The following is a 25,809-nucleotide window of genomic DNA, read 5'->3' on the forward strand; positions in this document are numbered from 1 at the left end:
TCTGTATCACCGGTGCGGACCGGAGACCGCCGCCGGACTGGCCGAATCCGACGAGAACCGGGCGCGGGCCTTCGAGCTGCTCGGCACGCTCACCCGCGACGGCGTGGAAGCGGATCTGCGCGCGGCCGTGGCCTTCGCCCGCGAACAGGGTGCGGGCGGCGATACCACCGGCGCACTCGGTTTCAGCCTCGGCGGGCATATCACCTACTTCGCCGCGACCCGGCTGGATCTGGACGCCGCGGCGATCTTCTACCCCGGCTGGCTGCCGGTCGCCGGTACCGCGCTGAGCATCCCGGATCCGCTGCTCGCCCACACCTCGTCGATCGCCGAACGCGGCACCCGGCTGCTGCTCCTGCTCGCCGAGCGCGACCATGTGATCGACGCCGAGCAGCGCGCGGCCATCGACGCCGCGCTCGCCCAGGCGGGGGCGGACTACGAACTGGTCGTCTATCCCGGTGCGCAGCACGCCTACTTCTTCCCCGGACGTCCGGTGCACGACCCTGCGGCAGCGGCCGATTCCTGGCAGCGCGTGACCGAACTGTTCGCCGCGACACTGGGGGCGGTGACCGATGAATTTCCGGCGCCCGCCTCGTCCTAGGAGCATGCAGACAGAAATCCTCAGCACCCCCGAGGCCGACCTCACCTACGACGTCCGCGGTCCGCTGCCCACCGCCGACGGCCGGGCGCCGCTGCTCATGGTCGGCCAGCCGATGACGGCCGACGGTTTCGCCACCCTGGCCTCCTATTTCCCCGACCGCACCGTGATCACCTACGACCCGCGCGGGCTGGGGCGCAGCGTGCGCAAGGACGGGCGCACCGATAATTCACCCGTCGTGCAGGCCGAGGATCTGCACGCGCTCATCGAGCACATCGGCGGCCCGGTGGAGATCTTCGCCAGCAGCGGCGGAGCCGTGACCGCCCTGGCCCTGGTGGCCGCCCACCCCGGCGATGTGACCACACTGGTGGCGCACGAACCGCCGATCCTGCCGGCGCTGCCCGACGCGGAAGCGGCCCGTCGCGCACAGATCGGCGTGCGAGATGCGTACGAGGCCAAGGGATTCGGCGCCGGTATGGCCGCATTCATTGCGATGGCGTCCTGGCAGGGCGAATTCACCGACGACTTCTTCGCCCTGCCCACCCCCGACCCGGCGCAGTTCGGAATGCCCACCGAGGACGACGGCTCCCGCGACGATCCGCTGGTCTCGGACCGGTCCTGGGCGGTCAGCGGCTACCGGCCCGACGTCGCCGCACTGACGGAGGCCCCGACCCGCGTCCTCATCGCCGTCGGCGAGGAGACGGGGAACGTGCTGACCGGCCGCACCGCGGCAGCGACAGCCGCCCTCCTCGGACAGCAGCCCACCGTATTCCCCAGCCATCACAGCGGTTTCGCCGGCGGCGACGCCAGCTACGCGGGGCAGCCGGAGGCATTCGCACAGCGGCTGCGAGAGGTACTCGACGCCCACCGCTGATCCGGAAACCGTTCACGGCGAGCGCTTTACGACCCCGCGATCTCGCCGTGACGGCCCCCTCGTGCCGGCCGCGCTCAGCCGGCGGTTCGAGCGATCACCGACAGCTGCGCGCTGGTGTTGATTCGTGTTCCAGCAGTCGTGCGCACCGCGGAGCGGCTGTCGTGGGTACGTGGGTGCTGAGCGGGTCGGCGCGGTCGAGAGACTGATGGCGCTAAGTGCGTCCGCCGGGGGCCGGGGCGGGCCGCGGTTGATCTTCGAGGGTGCTCAGGAAGCTTTCGGCAGCATCCTGGACCCGGTCGCGGTCGCCGGTGGCGAGCAGATCGAGTAACAGCCCGCGAATTGTCGCGATGACCAATGTCGCTGTGCGACTTGCGGTCTCGGGATCAGCGCCCGGGGCTCGAGCGTCGCGCAGCGAGGCCAGCCAGTCGGTGACGACGTGGTCGAGGAAGTCCGGAAATTGTTCGGGGGCTTGCAGGGCACGTCCGTAGACGGCGAAGAACAACCGGAACTCCGCCTCCCGATCCGGGGCAGAAGTCCGCGCCCAGACCGCCCGCGCTGCCGTCGCCAGGTCGGGATGCGCACCGGCCGCATCGCTGGTGGCATCGAACATCCGCTGTCGCAAACGCTCGAGGATGGCCTGGAGCATGCGCGTTTTGGTGCCGAAGTGGTGCACCAGCGTGGTCGGTGAAACCCCGACACCGGCGGCTACCGGCCGCCAGGACAACTCCGAAAACCCGTGTTCGACGGTGTAATCGACCACCGCGTCCAGCAGTTCGTCCCTGCGCTGACGGTCGACCGGGCGCCCCGCCATCGCCACCTCCCTCGCGTGCGATTGACATTTCTAGAACGACTGTACTATCTCTATTTATAGAACGAATGCACTAGAAATAGCGTGATCAGGAGACCTCATGTCACGAGTCGTCGTGTTCGACGAAACCGGCACCCCCGAAGTCCTGCACATCGTCGACGAGCCGGTCCCCACCCCGGGCGCCGGCGAAGTTCGCCTCAGGATCGAAGCCGTGGGCATCAACCGGCTCGACCAGATGGTGCGCACCGGCATGTCACCGCGGCCGATCCGATTGCCGCATGCTCGTCTCGGCGTCGAGGCGACCGGCACCATCGACGCCCTCGGCGCCGGCGTACAGCGATGGGCCGTCGGCGATCCGGTCATCGTCACCGCCGTACCCGACATGGACACCAACGGCACCTACGCCGAACACCTCGTCCTCCCCGTCGACCGGATCATCGCCCGTCCCGCCGGGCTGGACGCCACCGGCGCTGCCGCCTTGTGGGTGGCGTACTCCACCGCCTACGGCGCGCTCGTCGAAAAGGCCGCGATGCGACCGGGCGACCATGTTCTGATCACCGCGGCTTCCAGCGCAGTCGGCCTGGCCGCCATCCAGATCGCCAATCAGATCGGCGCCATCCCCCTCGCCGTCACCCGCCATACCGCCAAGAAGGACACCCTGCTGGCCGCCGGCGCCACCGCGGTCATCGTCACCGACCACGACGATGTCGTCGAGGCGACGCACCGGCTCACCGACGGCGCCGGTGCCGACATCATCCTGGACTCCGTCATGGGCCCCGGCCTGGCGGAACTGGCGAGCGCAGCCACACCGTTCAGCGGCACCCTGATCACCGTCGGCTGGCTCGACCCCGGACCCGCACCGTTCCCCGCCGCCCCGATCACGATGATCCGGTACATGAGCTTCGAGCACACGCTGGATCCGGCAGCGGTCCACCGCATCGCGGCCTTCCTCAACGCCGGAATCCGCACCGGCGCATTACAACCCACGATCGACACCGTGTTCCCCCTCGACGACATCGTCGCCGCCCACCACCACCTGGAAGCGGGAAAACACATCGGCAAAATCGTGGTCACCATCTGACACCGACCGTGCCACCGACCTCCGCGACGCCCCCATGCATTTCGGCACCCGACGGGTCCTGGCACATGCGCGGGACCCGCCCCGCGAGAGCGGTGTCTCAGTTCAACGGCGCCAACCACGGGACGGCGTTGTGCGCGAAGCTCTGCTTGACCGGAATCAGCCCGGAATGATCGTCCAACGCCGTGATCGTGACGCCCACCAGACCGGCTTCATCGCCCTTGGACGCGATCGAGGAACCACACTTCGGACAGAACCCACGGCAGATCTGCGGGAACGTCTCGAACCAGGCCGGCTCGCCGCCCGGACCGGTCCACGCGAATCCCTTCTCCGGGAAGGACACCCACGCCATCACCGGCGCGCCCGAGAGCCGCTGACAGTGCTCACACGAGCACAGGTGCGGAAAGTCCGGGGCACCGGTCGCGGTGAACCGGATATTGCCGCAGAGACAGCCGCCGTCCATATCACTCCTTCACGCGCACGATAACTGAACTCCAGTACGGCCGTCGCCCGCCGAATTCGTGTTCATCGACGGGCGTGACGGACGGTGACCGCCATCCGGCGCAGCCTGCCGCGCAGCCGACCGTCGGTGTCGGGGGCCGGCGTCAAGCCGGCCATGGTGGCGATACGGTCGGCTACTGCCGTCACCGCGGTGGTGTCGGTCCAAATATGTTCGGCGAACTCAGGCTTGCTCAACTGTTCGAGGCAGTAGTCGAGTTTGTCCACCGCGAACTGTTCTCGGCGCAGCAGTAGATCGCTCCGACCGACCGAGCGGAGGAGGGGCGCGATCCCGAGTCCACGATCACGAAGACGATTCAGAACGGTTTCCCGTTCGGCGAGCAGCGCAAAATGGCGCACCACGTGTCCCGCCGAGCGCAGCCGTCCCACCGTCTCCTCGAAATACCGAGGATCAGCGACCGTCATCGGCGCAATCACCACGCCTTCGTGCTTGTGAAGCACGTGGTCGAGGACCTCGAACACACCCTGCCGCCAGCCGGGAAAGTCCTGGAAGTCGCCACGCAACGCCGACGGCATCATTCGATGCAGTCCGAAACCCACCTCCTCCGGATCGCAGACGACACTGCCGGGAAGACGCCGGTGCAGCTCGAATGCAGTCTGGGTCTTACCCCCGCCGAAGGGCCCATTGATCCACAGCAGCATAGTCCCAACACTATCGGCGCACGGCACGATGCTCCTCGTCTCCAGTCCGCAGTTCGCCGGAACCGGGGCCAGGCTGACACACCGCGAGCCCTGCTCCACCCGCCGGAAAGATATTCCTTGACAGGAATATTCTTTTGGGTGAATACTTAGCTCATGGATCAGATCTTCTCCGCCTTGAGCGACGGTTCGCGGTGGCGGATCGTCGAGCTGCTGGCCGAGCGGCCTCGCTCGGTCGGGGAGTTGGCGGAGGCGACCGGGTTGCGACAGCCGCAGACGACCAAACATCTGCAGACGCTGGCGCGGGCCGGGGTGGTGGCGGTTTTTCCGCTGGGGCAGCGGCGGGTGTACGCCCTCGAGGCGGGACCGCTGCGTGAGCTGGGGCGGCGGCTGTGCGAGGTGGCGGAGACCGCCGACGCGCATGCCGGTGAGCGGGATGTGGTTGCCCGTTACCGCGCGGCGATCGACGCGGAAACCGCTGCGGCGCACCAGGACCGATGGGCGGACGGGCGGACGTTCAACTTCGAGCGCATGCTGTCCGCACCGCCTGACACCGTGTGGCGACACTGGATCGATCCGGACCTGCTGGCGGCCTGGTGGGCGCCGGCGCCGATGCGCATCACCGAATGCGTACTCGAACCCACACCCGGCGGGCGGGCCGTGCTGGACTATCGCGACCCCGAGGGACATCGGTATCGCTCGCAGGGCCGCGTGCTGGCCGCGGAGAAGAACGAGCGCCTGGTCTTCGAGCTGTCCGTCCTGGATGCCGCGGGCTCCGTGGCCTTCACCGGCCGCTACTCCCTGACCCTCACCGAGACCGCCGAGGGCACCCGCATGTACATGGAATTGACGATCACCGAAACCACCGTCGACGCGGTCGCCTTCATCGCCGGAATCGAAACCGGTTGGGCCGCAGTCCTCGACAACCTCGCCGACGCCGTCGGCGCATCCACGTCCACCGAATAAACGAAACAACGAAGGAGCCCCACGATGAGCGACACCCGCAAAGTGACCGCCAACCTCAGCATCACCCTCGACGGCCGGTACCACGGCCCCGCCGGCCCGGGCGATATGGGCCCGATCGTGCGCTACGCGACCACCGAGGTCGCGCGCGACCAGATGACCCGGATGCGGGAGAACGCCACGACGGCGGTGCTCGGCCGGCTCAACGCGCAGGGTTTCCTCGGCTTCTGGCCCTCGGTCGCGGCCGACGACTCCGCCGACCCGCGCGACCGCGGATATGCGAAGTGGTTGGTCGATACGGAGAAGGTGGTGCTGTCCCGCACACTGACCGACGCCCCCTGGGACCGCACCCGCATCGTGAACGCCCCGGCCGCCGACCTGATCGCCGACCTGCGCAGCACCGGCAGCGGCGACATCCTGGTCAACAGCAGCGCGAGCGTCATCAAGGATCTGCTCGCCGCCGATCTGCTCGACCGCCTCTACCTCACCGTCTGCCCCGAGATCGCCGGTGGCGGACCGCGTCTGTTCGACGACGGCCTGCCGGCGACGAATTGGACGCTCTCCCATCAGGAAACGGGTGAGCTGGGCGAGATGGCCGTCGTCTACGACCGCGTGCGCTGACCGGGTCGCGTCCTCACGCGCCGAGGGCGTCGGCGAACACCGGCCAGGAGGTGTGCAGGTCGTCCTGCCAGTAGCCCCAGGAATGGGTACCGGTCGGCCGGAAGTCGAAGGTCGCGGGCACGCCGAGTTGCTGCAGGCGGTCGTGCAACTGGTGGGTGCAGATATTCGTCACCCCTTCGAGGGCCGCGCCGAAGACCAGTTGGTACGCGAGTTGCGTCGGGTCGCCGTGAGCGCCCTGGAAGGTGTCGAGCGGTCCCGGGAGCCCGGTGCCGGTGGAGACGTAGATCGCGGTGCCGCGCAAGCGGTCCGCGTGCAGGTAGGGGTCGTTGGCCGCCCACGCCGGATCCGTCGGCGGCCCCCACATGTTCACGGTATTGCCCATCCGATTTCCGACCACGGCGTCGACGATCAACTGGCCCTGGGGGTCGCTGGTGCGCACACATCCGGAGTACGAGCCGACCGCCTTGTACAGACCCGGGGCGGCCAGCGCCAGTTGGAAGACCGAGGTCCCCGCCATCGAAATTCCCGCGATCGCGTTCACTCCTGTTCCGCCGAATCCGGAATCGATGATCGGCGGCAATTCCTTGGTCAGGAAGGTACGCCACCGCTGCCGGCCCAGCACCGGGTCGTCGGCGCGCCAATCGGTGAAGTAGCTGCTGGCTCCGCCGAACGGCACCACCACGTTGACCTGCTTGTCGGCGAAGAACTCGGCGATATCGGTGCGATCGGACCAACTGCCGTCGCTGATGCCGCCGTTGGCGCCGTTGAGCAGATACAGCGTCGGCGCCGGCCGGTCCGGGTCGGCGGCCCGAATCAGTTGTACGCGAGTCACAGTGCGCATCGCCGCCGAGTACACGCCGATATCGAGGATCCGGTCGTCACGCCGATGGATATCGCTGATATGCGATCCGTCGGGCGCGGTGACGGTCGCCGGATCGTCGGGGTCGGCGCCCGCGCGATCGTTCGCGGCGGTGATCGCTGCCGCCACGGTGATCACGGCCGACAGGACGGCGACGGCACGGGCGATGCGCATTCTCGGCGGACGGCTGACCATCCTCGCACTCCGATCTCGACAGGTGTTCGCGGCACGACTCCCCGACGGCCGACCACAGTCAACGACGCAGACCCCCATCCCGGCAGCCGATAACGCGGAATTTGTGGCCACTACCAGACCGGACGCGCCCGCGCTGGCATACGGACCAAAACCGACGCGATGTGATTGTCGGGCAACACTGTACCGCCCTATCGTCGGCGTCAGCGGTTGCGCGGTTTCGTATCCAGGAAAGGCAGCGCGTGAATTCTGCTGTCGCACACGGCTTCTGCAGCACCTCGGCGCGACTGGCCGCGGCCCTGTCGATGACGGCCGGGCTCGCTTGCGGTTCGGCCGCCGCCCAACCGCCTGCCGCCCAACCTCCTTCCGCCCAACCTCCTTCCGCCCAACCTCCTTCCGCACCGAATTCGCCTGCCACCGCCTCGGTTTCGGCCACACAAGCCATGACGGATGCCCACCCCTCCCTCGACGGTTCCGTCCTGACGGCCGCGGCGCCCGGTTCGCCGCGCGCCCTCACGGTCACCGTCCACTCCGCGGCGATGAACAGTCCGATCCGGCTGGAGGTCCTTCCCGCGCCCGACCGGTCGCGCCCGGCCCCCACGGTGTATCTGCTGAACGGTATCGACGGCGGCGCCGACGGAAACTGGATCAACCGGACCGATATCGCACAGTTCTTCGCCGACAAACAGGTCAACGTGGTGGTGGCGTTCGGCGGAGCCAGCAGTTACTTCACCGACTGGCGCGCCGACGATCCGGTCCTGGGCCGGCAGCGGTGGACGACATTCCTCACCGAGGAACTGCCGCCGATCATCGATTCCGGTTTCGGCGGGAACGGCACGAACGCGATCATCGGCATATCCATGGCGGGGACCTCGGTCTTTCAGCTGGCACTGGCCGCCCCGGGCCTGTACCGGGCGATCGGGTCGTACTCGGGCTGCGCACGCACCAGCGATCCCGCCGGCCAGCTCATCGTCGACGCGGTCGTGGCCGGCGGTATGGGCAATACGGTGAACATGTGGGGGCCGCCGACGGATCCGGCGTGGGCGGCCAACGACCCCTACCTGCACGCGGACCGCTTGCGCGGCACCGCGATCTACGTCTCCACCGGCACCGGGCTCCCCGGACCTCTCGACACCCTGGACGGTCCCGGAATCCGTTCCAGCCCGGCGAAATTGGCCGATCAGATCCTCGTCGGCGGAGCATTGGAAACCGGCGCGGTCCGCTGCACGCGCGAACTGCGCACCCGACTCACCGAGCTCGCCATCCCCGCCACCTTCGACATGCGTCCCACCGGCACCCATTCCTGGGGCTACTGGCAGGAGGACCTGCACCGGGGCTGGCCGGTATTCACGCAGGCACTCGGACTGTGAGCCGACCCGGTTTCAGTACGGGCCCGCCCACCTAGTCCGGCCCGAGCAGGGCGCACGGGCACTACGCTGCCAAGAATGGGCAGTTCCGCCGATTCGGACGCCGAGCGCGGCCCGCAGGGCGAACCGTCGGTCCCGGAGCCGATCGCGGCAGCCGAACGCGCGGCCTCCGAGGCGGCCGGTGCGCGGCACCCCCACGGGCGGCCGGGCCCGCGGTTCGACCGCAATTCTCCGTTCGTGATCGGCGTGACCGGCGGCCTCGGCGTACTCCTCGCGATCGGCATCGTGCAGATGCTGGCGACCGCGCGACAGGCCCTCGTCCTGGTGGGCGTCGCGCTGTTCCTGGCGATCGGCATCGAGCCCGTGGTCGCCTGGCTGCATCGGCACCGGCTGCCGCGCTGGGCGGCGGTGGCCGTCGTATTCGGCTGTGCCACACTGCTCGTCGCCGGATTCCTGGCCGCGGCCATCACACCGCTGATCATCCAGGGCGGCGATCTGGTCGATCACGCCACCGACCAGCTCCACGACCTGGAGAACCAGTACCCGCTGATCCGATCGTGGTCGCAGCGATTACACCTGGATCAGGAACTCCGACACGGGCTCACCGACAACCCCTCGCTGCGGCACGGCCTGCTCGGCGCCGGTGAGCGGGTCTTCGGCGCGCTGGCCAGCGCGTTGATCGTCGCGGTGCTGACCATCTATTTCTCGGCGAATTTCCCGCGGATCAGGCACAGCCTGTACCGGTTCTTCCCGCAGTCGCGCCGACCTCGCGCCATCCTGCTCGGCGACGCCATCTTCGCCAAGGTCGGCGGGTACGTCCTGGGCAATCTGCTGATCTCGCTCATCACCGCGATCGCCACCTTCGTCTGGCTGACGGTGTTCTCGGTGCCGTACCCGCTGATACTTTCGGTGCTGGTGGCGCTGCTGGACCTGGTGCCACTGATCGGCTCGACGGTCGCCGGGCTGATCATCACCGCCGTCGCGCTGACCGTTTCGCTGCCGGTCAGCATCGCCACGGCCGGATTCTTCCTCGCGATGCGGCTGCTCGAGGACTATCTGCTCGTCCCGCGCATCATGGACCGCACCGTCCGGGTGCCGGCGGTGGTCACGGTGGTGGCGATCATCCTGGGCGGCGCCCTGCTCGGCGTCCTCGGCGCACTGTTGGCGATACCGTGCGCCGCCGCGGTCCTGCTGATCGTGCAGGAGGTGGTGTACCCGCACCTGGACGGCACCACCGACCCGCCACCGGCCGGCCCCGACGCGTGACGTCCGGGCTCAGGCGGGCCGGCGCGCCGGCGTCGACGCCTCGCGGTCGGCGATGCTGAGCCGGGCGATCAATGCCGAACGCAGATACCACAATCCGGTGGTGCGCGACGGGTCGAAGCCGGTCAGCTGGCCGATGCGGCGCAGCCGGTAATCGATGGTGTTCGGGTGGATGCACAGCTGCCGCGCGGCGCGTTGCCGGTTGAGGTCGGTGTTGAAGAACACGTGCAGCGTTTCCAGCAGTTCGGGGTGGTCGTCCAGCGGCGCGAGGCGAGCATCGAGGATGTCGCGGCCGATCCCGGGCCGGGTGAGCTGGTATTGCAGCGCGAGTTCGGCGAAGCGATGGACCCCGGGCCCGCGTCCGAGCCGGCGCACCGTGTCGAGCAGATCGTGGGCTTGTTGCGCCGCGGCCGGGACGTCGGCCGCGGCGGCGCCCACCACCGCGGCGGTCAGCGGCACCCCGGCCAGCTCCGACAGCTGCGCGACGAGATCGTCCAATTCCGGTTCGGTGCAGGCGGTTTCGGGGACGAGCACGGTGCCGCCGTCGACCGACAGCATGGCCAGCGGCTGGTTGCGCAGCAGTTTCGCCAGCGCGGCCTGCACCCGCCGCAGCTTGCGGCGCGCGACCACGTTGCGATCCAGCCGCGGATGCGTCTCGTCGGGATGCGGCGGAATCCACAGCGCGAGAACGTGATACCGCTCGGCGATCCGGATCCCGCATTCGCGCGCCATCTTCGTGGTGGCGTGCCCGCCGAGCAGCGCCGAGGTGAGCGTGTGCACGGCGGTGTGATGCTCGACGGCGTCGGCGCGGCGCTCCTGGACATAGGCCTTGCTGACGGTCGCGGTGATGAGGTCCAGCAGTTCCAGCGCGGTGGCGGTGCCCTTGACGACGAGTTCGGCATCGCTGGCCTGGGCTCGGGCGAACAGCAGGTCCAGTCCGGCCTTGAATCCCTCGTGGACGGCGTGCACGACCACTTCGATCGGAATACCGGCGCGGCACCAGCGCGCGGCCGCGGCCCGCAGGCGATCGGTGCGTTCGGGAAGATCGCCGCCGTTGACTCGGCGGATCGACCATTCCACACAGATCCGCGCGACCGCCGACACGTCACCGGACATCACGTCGGCGGGCAGGGTGGTGAACGGCGCCACGGATCCGCCGAGGTGTAGGACCAGTTCCCGGGACATGGTCTGCGCATCCCGCATGGACAGCGAGGTGGCGCGGCCGGATATCGCGCGCTCAGCACCGACTGTGCTTGCTGTAGTCACTTTGACCTCCTTGTCACCGACCGGATCCGCAGCCTTCGCGAGATCTGCCGGATCGGTGATCGGGCGATATCGACACCGCCCGATCACCGGCCGTAGGTGTTACCTGATGGAACGGTAATGCGAGCCTCCGCTCACCTTCTACTCCGTTTTGGACATATTCGACACCTCGCGGCATTGCCGCTGACCTGGGCGGATCGCCGACAGCATGGGACGAACGGGATATTTGCCGACAAAATATGGGGAACCGCTCACTTTTTGCTCCGTTCCCGCCACCGCGTCCGCATCCACGCGGCCTTCTCCGGCGGCGATGAGTTCGGCGCGCTCGCGCCGTCGAATTGTGCGACAGGGACTTTCGGATTCAGGAGACATCATGCGCACGATCACGGCCGGGTTGTTCATCGCTCTCGACGGCGTCGTCGAGAACCCGCAGGATTGGCACTTTCCGTACTACAACGACGAGATGGGCGCGGCGGTCGATGCTCAACTCGGCGCCGCCGACACCCTGCTGCTGGGACGCAAGACCTACGACAGCTTCGCCGGCGCCTGGCCGGAACGCGAGGCCGCGGGCGGGCCGGACGCCGACTTCGGCCGCAAGCTGGGCGATGCCCGCAAGATCGTGGTGTCGCGCAGCGATCACACCTTCACCTGGCGCAATTCCGAAGTGCTGCAGGGGGATCTGATCGCCGGGGTGACGGCGTTGAAGCGGGAACCCGGCGGAGATATCGCCATCTCCGGCTCGGTATCGGTGGTGCGCGCACTGCTCGGCGCCGGGCTGCTCGACGAACTGCATCTACTGGTGCATCCGATCGCGGTGCGGTCCGGCATGCGCCTGTTCGACGACGCCGACGCCACCCTCCCGCTCACTCTGCTGCGCTCGACCGCCTTCCGTACCGGTGTCATCCATCTCGTCTACGGACCCGGGCAGCAGCTCGAGGGCGACTACGACCAGGCCAAGCAACATCTGGCCCACGACGAGGACTGATCGCGACCGGGTGACGTACACCGATTGCGTCACCCGACGGGCGCGGCGGCGCGTCCCGGCGAACGCCACCGTGGCCTGACCGGAAGACCGCCCGGCGCGATGACTTTCGCACCGGGCGGTCCTTTCGTGCGATCCGGGTCAGGCGCCGACCGCTTCGGCGGTCGCGGTGTGGTGCACCGGTGCGAAGCTCAGCGCCGGCGGGCGGCGCAGCATTCGGGCGTAGGTGCGCACGGAGGCCGGCCAGGGATTGGTGATCGCGCCGCTGTCGTGGGTGTACCAGCTGGGCACATCCGTCGACCACACCGTGGTCGCGAGCGCGTCGGCCAGCCATTCCCGATGCGCCGCCATCGCGTCGGCGCGTACCTCGATGGCCGCCGCACCGATCTCGTCACGCCAGCGCAGGCAGCGCATGATGTAGGCGATCTGATGCTCCTTCATCGCCGGATTGCTACCCGCCGGGGTGAACGAGTTGGGTCCGGCGATGAGGAAGGCGTTGGGAAATCCCGGCACCGCCAGGCCCATGAAGGCATCCGGCCCCGAACGCCATCGATCCTGCAGGGACCGGCCGCCGCGGCCGCGCACCGTGATCGGGGCCAGGAATTCCGAGGCGCGGAAACCCGTCGCGTAGACGATGACGTCGGCGTCGTAGCGTCCGCCGTCGGCGGTCACGATGCCGTCGCGGGTGATGCGCGCGATCGCGGCGGTGGTCAGTTCCACGTTGTCGCGGCGCAGCGTGCGATAGAAGTGACTGTCGAAGACGATCCGTTTGGCGCCGATCGGATAATCCGGGGTGAGCCGGCCGCGCAGCACCGGATCGGCGATGCTCCGTCGAAGATACTGCCGCGCCGCCCATTCCGCGGGCCGGGCGGGCCATTGGCGGTGCATCATCGGCGCCAGCAACGAGTCGGCGGCTTGCTGCAGACCCCAGCGGTAGGCGCGCTGCGCACCGGGCAGCCGCAGCGCCGCACGGGTCGCCGGGCCGAATTCGGGGGCCGGTTTGGGCAGGATCCACTGCGGCGTGCGCTGGAAAATCCGCACGGATGCGGCGGTGTCGGCGAGCGTCGGCAGGCATTGCGCCGCACTGGATCCGGTGCCGATCAGGGCGATCCGCCGGCCGCGCAGTGCTGCGGCGTGGTCCCAGCCGGCGGTATGGAACGACGCGCCGCCGAATTCGTCGCGGCCCGGGATCTCCGGAATGTTGGGGCGATGCAATTGGCCGACGGCGAAGACCACGATGTCGGCGGTGAGCCGAATCCCGTTCGCGGTCCGTAGTTCCCAGCGCGCCTCCGATTCCGAGTATGTCGCCTCGGTGACGGCGGTGCCGGTGCGCAGGTGGGCGGGTAGGCCCTCGGCGGCGGCGACGGACCGTAGGTATTCCAAGGTCCGGCGGCGGGCCGGAAAACGGACAGCCGTATCGCGATACGGCGCGAACGAGAACGAATACAGGTGCGCCGGTACGTCACAGTTGCACCCCGGATACGTGTTGTCACGCCACACGCCACCCAATTCGGACGATTCCTCCAGGATGACGAAATCGTCCATCCCCGCGCGCCGCAGCGCCGTTCCCATGCCGATCCCCCCGAATCCGGACCCGACGACGACCACTGTGCTGTGCAAGCCCTCTACCACCTCCATGTGAGAAGAGATATCCAGTAACCGATCGGCAACCTTACGTCCTGAGGCAAGGAAAACCTAAAACCACGCCTGCACAGACCGAATGGGACGAGTCGATTCAGCGTGCCGATATGGACAACTTTCCAGATTGGACGCTTGATTAGTGTTGAGAGACACCAGGCTTCCGCCGTCGAAAGCGAGGGCGAGTGCGTACGACGCCGACGGCCGACGCGCGCAGTCAAGACGATTGGCACACTTTCAGCTAACTAAACAGGAAGGCGCCGTCACCCCCGTGCCGCCGCGCCGTCTCCCCGAATAATGTTGCCGCGCAACAGGTACCGGATAATCCACTCGGTCCGCACGGCCGTTCCCCCAGATCGGTTGCGAATATTTCGGCCCTGCAACATATTCCGACACGACCGCGGCGAGGAGGTCTATACTCGCGTAGTTCGCACCGACGAGATGCCGCGCGGTTCGGCGGCGCCCCACACCTACGGGAGCTCAGCACTTATGGCCATCGACGATCCGGCGCAGATCCGCACCGATATCCCGCACTCGGCGCGCATCTGGAATTTCTGGATGGGCGGCAAGGACAATTACGAGGTCGACCGCGCCGTCGGTGAGGCGAGTCTGCAGATCGATCCGGATATCGCGACCATGGCGGTGCAGTCGCGGCAATTCCTGATCCGGGCGGTGCGCCACCTGGCCGGTGCGGCCGGAATCCGGCAATTCCTCGATATCGGTACCGGTTTGCCGACGATGCAGAACACCCACGAGGTGGCGCAGAGCGTCGTGCCCGACGCCAAGGTCGTCTACGTCGACCACGACCCGCTGGTCCTCGCGCACGCCCGCGCGCTGCTCACCAGCACCACTCCGGAGGGCGTGACCACCTACGTCAACGCCGATTTCCACGAGCCGGAGAAGATCATCGCCGAGGCGGAGGCCATCCTGGATCTGCAGGAGCCGGTGGCCGTCATGTTCATGGGCGTCCTCGGCCACGCCCGCAGCTACGAGGACATGCTGCGCATCGTGGGCACGGTGCTGGCGGCGGTCCCCTCCGGCAGCTACCTCGTGCTCTGGGACGGCACCGACGACAGTCAGCCGTATGTCGACCTGTGCGCGGAATACGCGAAAACCGGTGGCACACCGTACTATCCGCGCACGCGTGCCGAGATCGCCGCGGCTTTCGACGGACTCGAGTTCGTCGAGCCCGGCTTCACCTGCATCACACAGTGGCAGGCCGACTCCAGCGAGGTCGGCCGCACCGCCGAGATCGCGGCCTACGGCGGCGTCGCCCGCAAACGCTGACGGCCGCTCAGCGCGCCGCCACCGCGCGCGCCCGCTCGATGATGCGCAGGGCCGCAACGGCATCGGCGGGATCCACGGGCGGTTCGGCGCCGTCCAGCAGGGCGGCGGCGACCCCGGCGTAGAAGTCCGGATAGGCACCGGGTTCGCTGGGGATCAGGCGCAGATCGCCCTCGGCGCCGAGCTGACCCCAGTCGACGGGATCGACACTCCCCCACGGCTGCCCGTCGCCTGGGCGACGACCGGCCCGCAGCGCCGCCTCCTGCGGGTCCAGCCCGTAACAGACGTAACCGGCCTCGGAGCCGAGCACCCGGAAGCGCGGACCCAGCTGGGGCGCCACGGCGCTCATCCAGAGATGCGACCGCACGCCCGAGGCATGAGTGAGCGCCACGAAGACATCGTCGTCGGCCCGCACGCCGGGGCGGCGGGCGTCGAGTTCGCTGTAGACGTCGTCGACCGGGCCGAACAGGTCGAGCGCCTGGTCGATCAGATGACTGCCGAGGTCGTAGAGGATGCCGGCGCCTTCGTCGGCGCCACCGACCTCTCGCCACCCGCCCTTGATCCGCGGCCGCCAGCGCTCGAAACGGGATTCGAAGCGGCGCACCTCGCCCAGGGCGCCGTCGGTCATCAGCCGGCGTACCGTGCGAAAGTCGCTGTCCCAGCGCCGATTCTGAAATACCGTCAACATGGTGCCGGCCCTCCGGGCGGCCTCGATCATCGCCTCGCCCTCGGCGGCGGTCAGGGCGAAGGGTTTGTCGACCACCGCCGGCAGCCCGGCCGCCACGGCCCGCAGCGTCAGGGAGCTGTGGGTGCGGTTGGGACTCGCGATCACCACCAGATCGACATCCGTTGCGGTGCCGAACAATTCGTCGGCTGTGGCGAACACCCGCACGCCGGGATGTTCCTCGCGCGCCTGGTCGGCCCGCTCCGGCGAGAAGGTCACCACCGCGGCCACGCGGAGCCGGGGGTCGGCGGCGATCAGCGGGGCGTGGAACACCGCCCCGGACAATCCGTATCCGATCACCGCCACATTCGCCTGCGCCATCGCCGCTCCTCGATTCGACCTCCGCTCGCGCGGGCCCGCCAGCACACCCGCGGGTGACCGGTGCCCGGCCCGCATCCATCACAACACGGCCGCGCACTCCGGCGCGGGGACGACGGCCCCGACACACCGGCTCAGCGCTGCGCCGCGCCGGCGGGCTCTGCGGCGGAGCGCGCCCGCGCGGGCGCCCACACACCCAGGATCGCCGCGACCACGAGAGTCACCACTCCGAGCACCAGGGTGGCCTGGTGCAGGCCGTGCGCGAAGGCCGATTTCGCTTGTTCCGCAAGCGGTTTCGCCTGTGGGCCGATGCGCTCGGTGACGGCCAGCGCACCCGCGAGCGAACCGGTGACGGGCCCGCGGATCGGTTCGGGAATCCGGTCGGCGATCTCGGCCATGCGGTGGCCGTAACCGGCCGCCAGCACACTGCCGGCGAGAGCGATACCCAGCGCGGCGCCCATCTCGCGAGCGGCGTCGTTCACCGCGGCCGCCACACCCTGTTTGTCGGCCGGCGCGCCGTCCACGATCGCCGCGGTGGCCGGCGCCGCGGCCAAGCCGAGGCCGGTACTCATGATCAGCAGCGGCCACAGCACATCCACGAAGGTGCTCACGGACGTCAGCCGGGACAGGCACAGCAGCCCGGCCCCGACGACGACCAGCCCGACCGTGGTGGGCAGCCGCAGCCCGAACCGCTGCGCCAGCCACGGCGCGATCACCGACAGCGCCACCATCGGCACGATCATCGGCGCCATCGCGACCGCCGAGAGCAGCGGCGAATAACCCAGGATCAATTGGAAGAACTGCACGATCACCATGAACAACCCGAACGAGACCAGAAACTGCACCGCCACCGACAGCGTCCCGGTGCCGAAGCCGCGCCCGGCGAACAGCCGCACATCCAGAAGCGGGTGCTCGGCGCGCAGTTCGATCACGGCGAAGGCCGCGCCGACCGCCAACCCGGCGACGACCGCGCCCAGCACCATCGGATCGGTCCAGCCGCGCTGCGGGGCCTCGAGTGCCGCGATCACGATCAGGCCGACCGCGACCGCGCCGCTCACCGCACCCCACGGATCGAAGCGCGCGCGCTCACCGTCCTGCGATTCGGGGACCGTGCACGCCGCGACCGCCAGAACCGCACCCGAGACCGCCATCGCGAGCGTGATCGACAGCCACGACCAGCGCCACAGCAGCACTCCGGAGCCCAGGATGCCGATGACCGCGCCGCCACCGACCGTGCCCGCCCAGATGCCGACCGCGACGTTGCGGCGATCCGGCTCGACCCCGGCGGTGAGCAACGAGAGCGTCGACGGCATCACCAGTGCCGCACCGACTCCGGCGATTGCCCGCGAGCCGATCAGCCATTCCGGTCCGGCGACCACCAGCGGGATCGCCGAGGCGATCGCGAACACCGCCAGTCCGATGATCATGACGATGCGGCGGCCGTAGCGGTCGCCCAGGGCGCCGGCCGGCAGTACCAGACAGGCCAGCGCGAGCGTGTAACCGTCGATGATCCAGGTCAATTGGGACTGCGTGGCGCCGGTGGCCGAGGCGATCTGCGGCAGGGCGGTGTAGAGCGCCGCCATCGACGCGACGACCAGCGCGACGGCCAGGCAGGACACGACGATCACCCATCGGGTGCGCACGGGTACGAGCTCGGTCATGGTTGCGTTCATCGCGCCTCCCGAGAAACGATACTTTTAGTTTCGCTATGCTACTCGAAGTATCGTTTCCGTCCCGTGCGGCCGCCGATCTTGCCGAGGAGGAATCCTGAGACCATGACATCGACTGCCGCGATCGAATCCGAGGACGACCCGCGCAAGGCGCGCTCACGTCGCCGCCTGCTCGCCGCCGCGGCCGAATTGTTGCGCGACGGAGGATTGGACGCGGTCACCATCGATGCGGTGACGCGACGCTCGGGCGTCGCGCGCACCACGCTGTACCGGCATTTCGACACCGTGGCGCGGCTGCGTGCCGCGACGCTGGAAGAGCTGATGCCGCCGGTTGTCGAGATACCGGACGCGGGTCCGCTGCGGGAGCGGCTGATCGAACTGCTCACCCGACAGGCCGCGGCGATCAACGACGTACCGCTGCATCTGACCACGCTGGCGTGGCTGGCGACCGGAGACGCGCAGGCCCACGGCGAGGGTGTGCGGTCCGGTTCGCTGCGCGCTCATCTCATCGACACCTACCGCCGCCCGTTCGACGAATTGTTCGACGACCCGCGGGCGCGCGCACTGCTCGGCGATCGGGATCTCACCGCGGTGCTGGCGCAGCTCGTCGGGCCGATCGTCTTCGTGCGGCTCACCGGCATCGGCCGCGCCGGGCGCGCCGACTGCACCCGCATCGTCGACGATTTCCTCGCCGCCTGCGAACGCTGAAAGGTCTTGCGCGCAGGTCGGTTTCGCCTCAGTAGTAGACGGGCCCCGGCACTCCCCCGCCCGCCGCGACGGCATCGCCCGTGATCGCGATGCTGCGCGGCGAGGCCAGGAAGGTGACCACGTCGGCGACCTCGCGGGCATCGATCACCCGGCGGATCGAGTTGGCGACCAGACCGGCCTCCAATTCCTCGACGGTGGCGCCGGATTCGGCGGCCTGGGCGGCCAGCCGTCCGGTGAGCCGCTCGGTCCGGGTGAGGCCCGGGTGCACGACCGTCACGTTGATCCCGTGCGGGCCGAGTTCGTCCGCGAGATTCTTGGTCAGGGCCGAGACGCCGACGTTGCGCACCGTCTGCGCGATCGAATTCGCCTGCCGCGCACCGAGTCCGCTGATGTTGACGATCCGTCCCCAGCCCTGCGCGATCAGATGCGGCGCGACCGCGCGGGCGGTGCGCAGATATCCGAGCACCTTGATCTCGACCTCGCGGCGCACGATGTCGTCGCTGGTGGCGTTCAGATCCGCGGGCGCGCCGGCACTCCACGGCGTGGCCGCGGCATTGACCAGGATGTCGACCCCACCCAACTCGGCCACGGTGCGCTCGACCAGCGCCCGCACCTGTTCGTCGTCGCCGGTGTCGGTGGGCACCGCGACGATCCGCCGCCCGCTCTCCTGGGCGAGTGCCTGCGCGGCCGCCACGAGCGGTTCGGCGGATCGGGCGGCGAGCACCACGTCGACGCCCTCGGCCGCGAGTCCGCGCGCGACGGCCAGGCCGATTCCCTTACTGCCGCCCGTGACGATGGCCCGCTTACCGCTCAGCTGCAAATCCATGGCAGCGACGGTAACAACGCTCGCCGGGCGCGTCGCCGATCCGGATCGGGCTGAACAGAATCCGGTTCGGTAGTCCTCGCTCTCGCCGGTATCGGCCCGGACCACCCCGCGATGACCCCGAGGATCGAGGCCGCGTCCACGGCCCCGGGCCTGCTGAGCCGCAGCCCCACTGTGACGAGCCGATCGGCCAGGGTTTCGGTCGCCACCGCATCGGCCCGCCTACCCGGCACCGCCATCGAATCGTTCGTCCATTCGGAGGTGGTGCAGGTGGTCAGCAGATCGCCCATCGCACCACGCCCGTCCTCCTCGCAGGTCACCGTGTAGCTGCGCTCGGCCGGACCGCGTCCGTGACGATGAACTAATCGTGCAAACCCCGCCGTTTTTGGCGGTTTTCGCGCATTTCCGCGGAGGTTTGCACGAAAAATTCGGGTGTGCGGATTGTGGGCCCGGCAATCACCGACGTCGCACCGCAGACACATCACCGCGACGAGCGTTCCCGACCGCACTACCAATCCGGCTGGTAGCCCCAGCGCCACATGTCTGCGGGCTCCACCGTGACCAGCGCCGCGAATCCGCACACCGATCGCGGACTGCCGCCGACATGCTCCAGATCATGGACGATCACCGCCACCGCGTCGACCCGGCGCAGGGCGACCAGCAGATCAGGCACCTGCACGTCGGCGACGATCCCTAGCAAGCGATAACCCGCCTCGGTCGCGCGCCGGCGAATCGCGGCTTCGATCCGGGTTCGCCGACCGCCCGCCAGATCGGAGCGAACGTATCCGATTGCTTTGGGCCACTTCGACTTGTCCAGCTCCGCGCTCATCCGAGGAACCGCGTCATGGGCGTAGATTCCGAATTGCGGTGTCCCGGTATCCATTCGGTCCACATCTCGTGGGCGACGCGATCCCAGACAGCAGTCCAGCGGCGCGCCGTCTGTTCCCGCGCCGCCGCGAGATCGGTGCCCGGCGCGAACTCGATCACTTCGCCGGTGGCCGTGTCGCGCGCCCGCCTGATCTCGATATGACGGAATTTCTGTATCGCCCAGACCGCTTCCAGGCCGTCCGCCTCGGTACACCTGGTCCTGTCGTCCATCACCGCCTACCCCTGGTCCCGCATATCGGTGAGCAGCCCGTCCAGCACGCTCAGGAGCGTGCCGAGGTCCGGACCCGCCGCCACCGGCAGTTCGCTGCCGATCGGGTCGAGCCGGATACCGCGCGCCGCGGCACGCTCTCGCAGCGTGTGAACCGGCGGAACGATCTTCCCGGCCCGCACGAGGAACCCGAACGCAGCGGCTTTACGGGGACAATGATGGGCACTACACGCCTTGTGCTGCTGCATGATTCGCCCAGCGATCGACTCGGTGAGCGGATGCGGCGGACCGGCATACTCCGGTGAGATCGGGCTGCGCGCCCACGTCTCGGGCGGGCACACCGTTTCCAGATCGCACCAATCGCACACCCGCGCCGGACTGTGGTCGACGGTGCTCAAGTCGTAGACCACGACCGCCGCAGCGTCGATACCGAGGGCGATCGCCAGACCGTAACCGACGGGGTCGGGCCGATCCTCGGGCGGCCGCACGGTGTAGACGTAGTGATAACCCAGCCGCTCGGCATGCCGTTCGATCGCCAGTGCGTGGCGGGATGTGTCCGCGCCGGACACGCCGGGCAGAACAAGCCCGATAGCTCTGGGGCGCTTATCATTTCGTCGTCCTCCATCGGTGTCCGGTTGTGTGTCCGGCTGTTCGAGCATGGGAAATTTCGACATGTTCGGGCTTCCGAAGACGGGGATGTGGTTGAGGTGCTTACGGATTGCCGGGTCGGCCGCCCCACCGCTCGCACAAGTCGAGTACACCACCGTTCGCCGCGAAAGTGGAGACATAACAGAGCAATTGAGGTCAAATAGAATCCTTCCAGATCAACTGGAAGGCTCGGTAGCTTCACTGACGAAAGTGATCGCGATGGCAGACCACACGACCACACTCCCGCGACGGTTGCTGGCCCGGCGGCTGACCGAGCTGCGCAAACATGCGAACCTGACCAGAGACAAGGCGGCGAAACTTGCCGAGATGAGCTCACAAACTCTGTGGCGCTTGGAAAATGGCCAAATAGGCCAAGTCAAGAAAATGGTCATCCGGGCGCTGTGCGACACCTACGACGCCAGCGACGAGGATCGGCGCGCACTGCTGTGGTTGGCAGATGAGGCCCGCAAGACTGGTTGGTGGCAGTCGTACAGCGATGCGATTTTCGCGAATGTGGACCTCTTCATCGGACTCGAACAAGCCGCGCGGCGCATCACATCGTTTCAGCCGACGCTTCTGCCCGGCTTGATGCAGACTGCTGACTACCGACGTGCCGTTTCGCGAGCCTACGTCCCTCGCCTGACCGACGAAGAGATCGAACGCCACGTCGAACTGCTCGTTAAACGCCAAGAACGCCTTCAAGAATCGCGTGAGCAGTTCAGCTTCCATGCAGCTCTCAGCGAAGCGGCGCTAAGGCACCACATCGGGGGCGCCGCCGTCATGGCCAACCAGTTGCGGCACATTGCCCACCTCAGCAGACTGCCGAACATCGCGGTTAGGATCGTCCCGCTGAAAGTCGGCGCTCACATCGGACTCGACGCGGGGCCGTTTGTACTTCTGGAATTTCCCGAACACGTGAACCCCGCCCTCACAGAGCAGCCCGTGGTCTATATCGAGGGCTACACTGGGGCGCTGTACCTGGACAAACACGACGAGATCGAGCAGTACCGCACAGCTTTGTCAGCTATCGAACGCACTGCACTGAATCAGTCCGAGTCCAGGGCATTGCTGATGAAGATCGCGGAGGAGTACGAAGAGTGAGTGCCGACCTATCCACTGCCAAGTGGTTCAAGAGCACCCGCAGCGGAGCCGGTAAGGATTGCGTGGAGGTTGCACATCTCACGGAAGGCACAGTCGCCGTCCGCGACTCCAAAAGCCCCACCGGCCCAGCTCTCATCTTCACCCCCGCCGAGTGGGACGCCTTCACCGCCGGCATTCAGGACGGCCGATTCAAGCCTCCGCATAGCGAACAGCAACCCAAGGGGCGAGGGACCCAAAGGGCCAAGGACCGGCGAACCGGAGCCAGAGGAGAACGCGGCATGAGCGTTGACCTACCCACTGCCAAGTGGTTCAAAAGCACCCGAAGCCGTGACGGCGGAGAGTGCGTGGAGGTAGCACACCTCCCCAACAGCGCGGTCGGAGTTCGCGACTCGAAGAACCCCACCGGCCCAGCGCTTCTCTTCCCCCCCGCCGAATGGGACGCCTTCATCACCGGCATCCAAAACGGCAAGTTCCAGCGACCGGCGTAACAGCCCGGAGTTCGATCAGCTGATCACCGGGTAGTGCGCAGGACAACCAGTCACCCGATCCCGACCACGTTCGACCACTGACGGCGCCTCGGACTTACTCGTCTAGGACGGGTGCGCCCTGTCGATACCGAGGGTGGCGATCAGATCTTCGTGCAGTTCGAACCACACTCGGTGGGCCGAGTCGTGTTCGGTGCCGGTGACCATCTCGGGATTATCGGCGGCCAGGGCGAGGGCCGCGGCGAAGCGGGTGTCGTAACCGGCGAACCGGGCGAGTCGTTCGGTGAGAGTATTCGTCAGCGGAACCAATTCCTTTGCGAGGCTTTCCAGTTCGTCCAGGATCTGCCGGTCCCGCTGCGCGTCCTGGTGGTCGTTGTCCTGCATGCTGCCATCGGGAAGGATGGTCAGTTGCCAGGCGGTGCACGCCTGCACCAACCGTGCGTTGAGCGGCAGAAACATGCGATAGAGGTCCTCCACGAACGCTTTCGCCCCACACTCGGACAGCTCGCCGGCGAGTTGCCGCTCGTTCTGCGCACGTCCGCTCTCGGTGAGCGACCACCCCGCGTCCGCCCCGAATCGGAAGCGGCTGATCCAACCGCGCTCTCGGAAGTCCCGCACGTGCGACTCGGCGAGGTCGACGGGCATTCGGTATCTGCCGGCGACCGCGTGCGTATCGACGAACCCGCCCAGGCGAATTGCGTGCAACGCGAGTAGCGAACTGCGTGAAACGTGCGTCATCGCGGACTTCCTTTTCGTATCGAGCAGCCATGCCTGGTGAAGCGTCAATGGTGGGTCGAGCGAACGGCATGAACGTGTCCCTTGGTTCCGTCGACCGAGATGACCCGATGATTCGCCAGGGTCTGCATCGCTCCCTCGGCCGCCACCACGGCCGGAATCCCGAACTCGCGGGCGACGATTGCCGCATGGGACAGAATTCCCCCGGTTTCGGTCACCACCGCGGCGGCAACGCCGAACAGCGCCGTCCACGCCGGATCGGTAGCGCGACAGACGATGACATCGCCCGGCCGAACCGCGTCGAAGTCGTCGACGCCGTGCACCAGGCGAACCGGACCGGCGACAACACCACGGCTGGCCGCAGCGCCGGTGACGATGGGCGCATCCCACATCTCGGTTCCTCCTGACCGCCGCGATTCGGCCCGTCAAACATAGGTTGACGATCATGTGCGCGTCAACTATCAGTTGACGACGCGGTAATAGCTCGCGATGCCTTCGCCGACAACGGATCGACCTGAAGCCCTACAGGGTTCGCGGGGAAAGTTGGGATCGGTAGGGGGCGCGCGCGGCGTCTACTCACCCCATGACATTTTCTCAACCTCCCGCGAACCAACCGCAGTCCGCCGGCTTGGACAAGAAGACCAGCGCGATCCTGTCGTACGCGCTGGGCTGGCTCACCGGAATCATCTTCCTCTTCGTGGGGAAGCACGATCCCGATGTGAAATTCCATGCCTCGCAATCGATCGTCTTCTTCGGGGCGGTCTCGGTGCTCAATATCGTGCTGAGTATCGTCGGCTCGCTCCTCGGGGCCCTGGGGATCATCTTCAGCCTCGCCGGACTCGTCGTTGCGGTCTTCACGGTCGTCGTCTGGATCATGGCCATGGTCCAGGCGAACAACACCGGCGGTGTCCGCGCGACGCTTCCCATCGTCGGAAAATTCATCGCCCCTTACGCCGACCGGCTGGCCAACTCGATCAGGTAGCGGCGTCTTCGCATGGCCGCGGATACGACAGTCCGAAGACCAACGGCCCGAGATCATCTCGGGCCGTTGCGTCTGCGCGCAACGGCCCGAGCATCCGGCTCCGCCGTCACCGATTCGGCCGGATCAGGCGGGAACCGCCTCCTCGCGGCGGGCCGTGATGGCCTGGTGCACGGTGCGGAAGAACAGCACGAATCCGATGGTCAGCAGGATGTGACCGATGCCGGCCAGCTCCGCCAGTGGCGTGGATTCGCCGTGTCCGAGGACGGTCCGGGTGCCGATGATCGTCATGCAGGCCACCGTCCAGAGGACAGCGATGTTGTAGACGGTGAAGAACCAACGATAGGCGCGGGTGTTCGACAGGGCGAGTTGGTGTTCGAGCACCAGGACGATCAGGAAGAACAGTGTTCCCAACGCCAGCAGGTGCGTGTGGACCACGGCGAGTTCGGTCTTGCCGGTGAACTCGTGGGCCTTGGTGAGTTCGCGGTAGACCAACCCCGACGGCAATCCCAGTGCGGTATAGCCGACGGCGGCCCAGTAGAGCTGTTTCATCGAGTCCTCGTTCGAATGATGGTGCGGTCGTTCGGGTGTGGAGGTCAGGCCGACAGCTGTGCGGTGGGCGCTGGCGCGGCAGCCTGCCGGGCCTCGGGCGCCTTGCCGGTTTCGCGGAGGATCAGCAGACCCGTGACCGCGATCAGCGCGGAGGTCAGGCCGTGGACGCCGAACGCGGTGGCCGCGGAGCCGTGATGCGCCAGGACGTTGATCATGTCGCCGAACGGGGCGACGGCCGTCATCAGCAGGACCCACCCCAGGGCGCGGCGGCGGCCGGTCATCAGCAGGATGCCCGTGCCCAGGCCCATCGCGAGTTCGCGGCAGCCTTTCACGATGAGGAAGCCGCCGCCGTCGCCGGCGGGCACATTCGGCAGACCGAAGCCCTGGGCCGCGGTCTCGGGAGTCAGGACGAACGAAATCCCGAGGTAGAGGGTGAACAGAACGACAGCGGCCGCCAGGACGGTGCCGAGGGTCCGGCGTGACATTGGTGTACTCCTGACATTCAGACGTGAATTGTTGTCCGACAAGGCATCCGGCTCACTGCGACAGCATGTCGCCGGGTCCCAGTTCGAGGGTGGGATGGAAGATCATCGGCCGCGCGGTGAGGTCGAGATCGTTCTGCATCCGCAGCGTCAATTCCCGCCATTCCGCCGTGCCGAGCGCGTTGCGCAGGGCGGCGCCGCTGTCCCAATCTCCGACGTTGACGAAGACCGCCTCGGCCGCCTTACCGGCAGCCTGGAACATCCGGGTTCGGCGGAAACCGGCGGCGGCCGCCATGTACTGGGCGCTGTCACGCCAGCGCTGCAGGAACAGGTCCCGCTGGGCGGCGGGTACCGACATCGTGTTGATCACCGTGACCGGCGCGTCGGTGTCGGGAACGGAGGGGGTGCTGGAATTCGTCATATTGTCACGTTAAGTGACAATCACAATTTATGTCAATACCCTTAGATGGCAATCATGTTGGATTGCTAGTGTGGAGGTCATGACGAACCGGCCGCTGGACTCTCGCGCGGCATTCCTGTTGT

The 25,809-nt window shown here is 67.7% G+C and carries 31 protein-coding genes; 14 read left to right on the forward strand and 17 right to left on the reverse strand.

From position 1 onward, the window contains the following. A partial coding sequence (locus RJ03_RS10770; RefSeq protein ID WP_051024547.1) for a dienelactone hydrolase family protein occupies positions 1–598 on the forward strand: 598 nt, incomplete at its 5' end. A 4-nt stretch (positions 599–602) separates the two neighbouring features. After that, the gene (locus tag RJ03_RS10775; RefSeq protein ID WP_036500865.1) at positions 603–1,469 is read left to right on the forward strand and encodes an alpha/beta fold hydrolase; all 867 of its coding nucleotides are present in this window, start codon (positions 603–605) and stop codon (positions 1,467–1,469) included. A gap of 211 nt (positions 1,470–1,680) precedes the next feature. On the opposite strand, the gene RJ03_RS10780 is transcribed toward RJ03_RS10775, so the two are convergent. Then, positions 1,681–2,280 (reverse strand): TetR/AcrR family transcriptional regulator, encoded by a 600-nt coding sequence (locus RJ03_RS10780; protein WP_051024548.1) that lies wholly within the window; start codon positions 2,278–2,280, stop codon positions 1,681–1,683. A 97-nt stretch (positions 2,281–2,377) separates the two neighbouring features. Here RJ03_RS10780 and RJ03_RS10785 point away from each other — a divergent pair, with 97 nt between their 5' ends. Further along, positions 2,378–3,358: a zinc-dependent alcohol dehydrogenase family protein gene (locus RJ03_RS10785; RefSeq protein ID WP_036500868.1), complete on the forward strand. Its 981-nt coding sequence runs from the start codon at positions 2,378–2,380 to the stop codon at positions 3,356–3,358. 97 nt (positions 3,359–3,455) lie between these two features. On the opposite strand, the gene RJ03_RS10790 is transcribed toward RJ03_RS10785, so the two are convergent. Both RJ03_RS10790 and RJ03_RS10795 read right to left on the reverse strand, forming a co-directional pair. Further along, positions 3,456–3,818: a GFA family protein gene (locus RJ03_RS10790; RefSeq protein WP_036500869.1), complete on the reverse strand. Its 363-nt coding sequence runs from the start codon at positions 3,816–3,818 to the stop codon at positions 3,456–3,458. Between the two features lie 62 nt (positions 3,819–3,880). After that, a complete protein-coding gene (locus tag RJ03_RS10795; protein WP_036500872.1) occupies positions 3,881–4,516 on the reverse strand; it encodes an AAA family ATPase in 636 nt (211 codons plus the stop codon). A 153-nt stretch (positions 4,517–4,669) separates the two neighbouring features. Between RJ03_RS10795 and RJ03_RS10800 the strand changes: the two genes are divergently transcribed. Together RJ03_RS10800 and RJ03_RS10805 are read left to right on the forward strand one after the other, a co-directional pair. Next, the gene (locus tag RJ03_RS10800) at positions 4,670–5,479 is read left to right on the forward strand and encodes a metalloregulator ArsR/SmtB family transcription factor (protein ID WP_036500874.1); all 810 of its coding nucleotides are present in this window, start codon (positions 4,670–4,672) and stop codon (positions 5,477–5,479) included. Positions 5,480–5,503: 24 nt separating this feature from the next. Then, complete coding sequence (locus RJ03_RS10805) at positions 5,504–6,097, forward strand: dihydrofolate reductase family protein (RefSeq protein WP_036500876.1); 594 nt, start codon at positions 5,504–5,506, stop codon at positions 6,095–6,097. A 13-nt stretch (positions 6,098–6,110) separates the two neighbouring features. Here the strand turns inward: RJ03_RS10805 and RJ03_RS10810 are convergent, their stop codons facing one another. Continuing rightward, a complete protein-coding gene (locus RJ03_RS10810; protein WP_036500878.1) occupies positions 6,111–7,151 on the reverse strand; it encodes an alpha/beta hydrolase in 1,041 nt (346 codons plus the stop codon). Between the two features lie 239 nt (positions 7,152–7,390). Between RJ03_RS10810 and RJ03_RS10815 the strand changes: the two genes are divergently transcribed. Further along, positions 7,391–8,518, forward strand: a complete 1,128-nt coding sequence (locus RJ03_RS10815; protein ID WP_373281692.1) for an alpha/beta hydrolase — start codon at positions 7,391–7,393, stop codon at positions 8,516–8,518. 75 nt (positions 8,519–8,593) lie between these two features. Continuing rightward, positions 8,594–9,781 carry an AI-2E family transporter gene (locus RJ03_RS10820; RefSeq protein WP_036500880.1) on the forward strand — a complete coding sequence of 396 codons (1,188 nt, stop codon included), beginning with the start codon at positions 8,594–8,596 and terminating at the stop codon, positions 9,779–9,781. 9 nt (positions 9,782–9,790) lie between these two features. Here RJ03_RS10820 and RJ03_RS10825 read toward each other — a convergent pair whose 3' ends face one another. After that, positions 9,791–11,044: a PucR family transcriptional regulator gene (locus RJ03_RS10825; RefSeq protein ID WP_051024553.1), complete on the reverse strand. Its 1,254-nt coding sequence runs from the start codon at positions 11,042–11,044 to the stop codon at positions 9,791–9,793. A gap of 370 nt (positions 11,045–11,414) precedes the next feature. Between RJ03_RS10825 and RJ03_RS10830 the strand changes: the two genes are divergently transcribed. Further along, positions 11,415–12,026 carry a dihydrofolate reductase family protein gene (locus tag RJ03_RS10830; RefSeq protein ID WP_036500882.1) on the forward strand — a complete coding sequence of 204 codons (612 nt, stop codon included), beginning with the start codon at positions 11,415–11,417 and terminating at the stop codon, positions 12,024–12,026. Positions 12,027–12,164: 138 nt separating this feature from the next. On the opposite strand, the gene RJ03_RS10835 is transcribed toward RJ03_RS10830, so the two are convergent. Continuing rightward, positions 12,165–13,661: a flavin-containing monooxygenase gene (locus tag RJ03_RS10835; protein WP_051024549.1), complete on the reverse strand. Its 1,497-nt coding sequence runs from the start codon at positions 13,659–13,661 to the stop codon at positions 12,165–12,167. Between the two features lie 489 nt (positions 13,662–14,150). On the opposite strand from RJ03_RS10835, the gene RJ03_RS10840 reads away from it, so the two are divergent. Further along, complete coding sequence (locus RJ03_RS10840; RefSeq protein ID WP_036500884.1) at positions 14,151–14,948, forward strand: SAM-dependent methyltransferase; 798 nt, start codon at positions 14,151–14,153, stop codon at positions 14,946–14,948. Between the two features lie 7 nt (positions 14,949–14,955). Here RJ03_RS10840 and RJ03_RS10845 read toward each other — a convergent pair whose 3' ends face one another. Both RJ03_RS10845 and RJ03_RS10850 read right to left on the reverse strand, forming a co-directional pair. Then, entirely contained in the window at positions 14,956–15,990 is a 1,035-nt protein-coding gene (locus tag RJ03_RS10845; RefSeq protein ID WP_036500886.1) for a Gfo/Idh/MocA family protein, read from the reverse strand. A 131-nt stretch (positions 15,991–16,121) separates the two neighbouring features. Continuing rightward, positions 16,122–17,660 (reverse strand): MFS transporter, encoded by a 1,539-nt coding sequence (locus RJ03_RS10850; protein ID WP_036500888.1) that lies wholly within the window; start codon positions 17,658–17,660, stop codon positions 16,122–16,124. Positions 17,661–17,762: 102 nt separating this feature from the next. Between RJ03_RS10850 and RJ03_RS10855 the strand changes: the two genes are divergently transcribed. After that, a complete protein-coding gene (locus RJ03_RS10855) occupies positions 17,763–18,365 on the forward strand; it encodes a TetR/AcrR family transcriptional regulator (protein WP_036500890.1) in 603 nt (200 codons plus the stop codon). Between the two features lie 28 nt (positions 18,366–18,393). Here RJ03_RS10855 and RJ03_RS10860 read toward each other — a convergent pair whose 3' ends face one another. Next, entirely contained in the window at positions 18,394–19,191 is a 798-nt protein-coding gene (locus tag RJ03_RS10860; protein ID WP_036500891.1) for an SDR family NAD(P)-dependent oxidoreductase, read from the reverse strand. Between the two features lie 111 nt (positions 19,192–19,302). On the opposite strand from RJ03_RS10860, the gene RJ03_RS10865 reads away from it, so the two are divergent. Beyond that, the gene (locus tag RJ03_RS10865; RefSeq protein ID WP_036500893.1) at positions 19,303–19,515 is read left to right on the forward strand and encodes a hypothetical protein; all 213 of its coding nucleotides are present in this window, start codon (positions 19,303–19,305) and stop codon (positions 19,513–19,515) included. Between the two features lie 181 nt (positions 19,516–19,696). Here RJ03_RS10865 and RJ03_RS10870 read toward each other — a convergent pair whose 3' ends face one another. Genes RJ03_RS10870 through RJ03_RS10880 form a run of 3 tightly spaced genes read right to left on the reverse strand, consistent with a single transcriptional unit; the run spans position 19,697 to position 20,853 of the window. Further along, the gene (locus RJ03_RS10870) at positions 19,697–20,017 is read right to left on the reverse strand and encodes a hypothetical protein (protein WP_036500895.1); all 321 of its coding nucleotides are present in this window, start codon (positions 20,015–20,017) and stop codon (positions 19,697–19,699) included. Then, positions 20,014–20,286, reverse strand: a complete 273-nt coding sequence (locus tag RJ03_RS10875; RefSeq protein WP_036500897.1) for a hypothetical protein — start codon at positions 20,284–20,286, stop codon at positions 20,014–20,016. Before RJ03_RS10875 ends, RJ03_RS10870 begins: the two co-directional genes overlap by 4 nt. A gap of 6 nt (positions 20,287–20,292) precedes the next feature. Beyond that, positions 20,293–20,853 (reverse strand): hypothetical protein, encoded by a 561-nt coding sequence (locus RJ03_RS10880; RefSeq protein WP_036500898.1) that lies wholly within the window; start codon positions 20,851–20,853, stop codon positions 20,293–20,295. A gap of 88 nt (positions 20,854–20,941) precedes the next feature. Here RJ03_RS10880 and RJ03_RS10885 point away from each other — a divergent pair, with 88 nt between their 5' ends. After that, positions 20,942–22,033 (forward strand): helix-turn-helix domain-containing protein, encoded by a 1,092-nt coding sequence (locus RJ03_RS10885; RefSeq protein ID WP_083870739.1) that lies wholly within the window; start codon positions 20,942–20,944, stop codon positions 22,031–22,033. Further along, complete coding sequence (locus tag RJ03_RS39030) at positions 22,030–22,521, forward strand: DUF397 domain-containing protein (protein WP_373281693.1); 492 nt, start codon at positions 22,030–22,032, stop codon at positions 22,519–22,521. The genes RJ03_RS10885 and RJ03_RS39030 overlap by 4 nt, the downstream gene beginning before the upstream one ends. Before the next feature lie 102 nt (positions 22,522–22,623). Here the strand turns inward: RJ03_RS39030 and RJ03_RS10900 are convergent, their stop codons facing one another. Both RJ03_RS10900 and RJ03_RS10905 read right to left on the reverse strand, forming a co-directional pair. Beyond that, positions 22,624–23,256, reverse strand: coding sequence for a hypothetical protein (locus RJ03_RS10900; protein ID WP_036500900.1), 633 nt, complete (start codon positions 23,254–23,256; stop codon positions 22,624–22,626). A 44-nt stretch (positions 23,257–23,300) separates the two neighbouring features. Next, on the reverse strand, positions 23,301–23,645 hold the full coding sequence (locus RJ03_RS10905; protein WP_051024550.1) for a PEP-utilizing enzyme: 345 nt from the start codon (positions 23,643–23,645) through the stop codon (positions 23,301–23,303). Between the two features lie 191 nt (positions 23,646–23,836). Between RJ03_RS10905 and RJ03_RS10910 the strand changes: the two genes are divergently transcribed. Further along, entirely contained in the window at positions 23,837–24,235 is a 399-nt protein-coding gene (locus RJ03_RS10910) for a DUF4870 domain-containing protein (RefSeq protein ID WP_051024551.1), read from the forward strand. 123 nt (positions 24,236–24,358) lie between these two features. Here the strand turns inward: RJ03_RS10910 and RJ03_RS10915 are convergent, their stop codons facing one another. The 3 genes from RJ03_RS10915 to RJ03_RS34955 are packed head-to-tail and all read right to left on the reverse strand — an operon-like array spanning position 24,359 to position 25,687. Beyond that, entirely contained in the window at positions 24,359–24,784 is a 426-nt protein-coding gene (locus RJ03_RS10915) for a DUF2871 domain-containing protein (RefSeq protein ID WP_036500902.1), read from the reverse strand. Positions 24,785–24,828: 44 nt separating this feature from the next. Continuing rightward, positions 24,829–25,269, reverse strand: coding sequence for a DUF4267 domain-containing protein (locus tag RJ03_RS10920; RefSeq protein WP_036500904.1), 441 nt, complete (start codon positions 25,267–25,269; stop codon positions 24,829–24,831). A gap of 52 nt (positions 25,270–25,321) precedes the next feature. Beyond that, entirely contained in the window at positions 25,322–25,687 is a 366-nt protein-coding gene (locus RJ03_RS34955; RefSeq protein ID WP_051024552.1) for an antibiotic biosynthesis monooxygenase family protein, read from the reverse strand. Between the last annotated feature and the right edge of the window lie 122 nt (positions 25,688–25,809).

This window comes from Nocardia aobensis NBRC 100429 (genome assembly GCF_000308375.1).
Lineage (GTDB): Bacteria > Actinomycetota > Actinomycetes > Mycobacteriales > Mycobacteriaceae > Nocardia > Nocardia aobensis.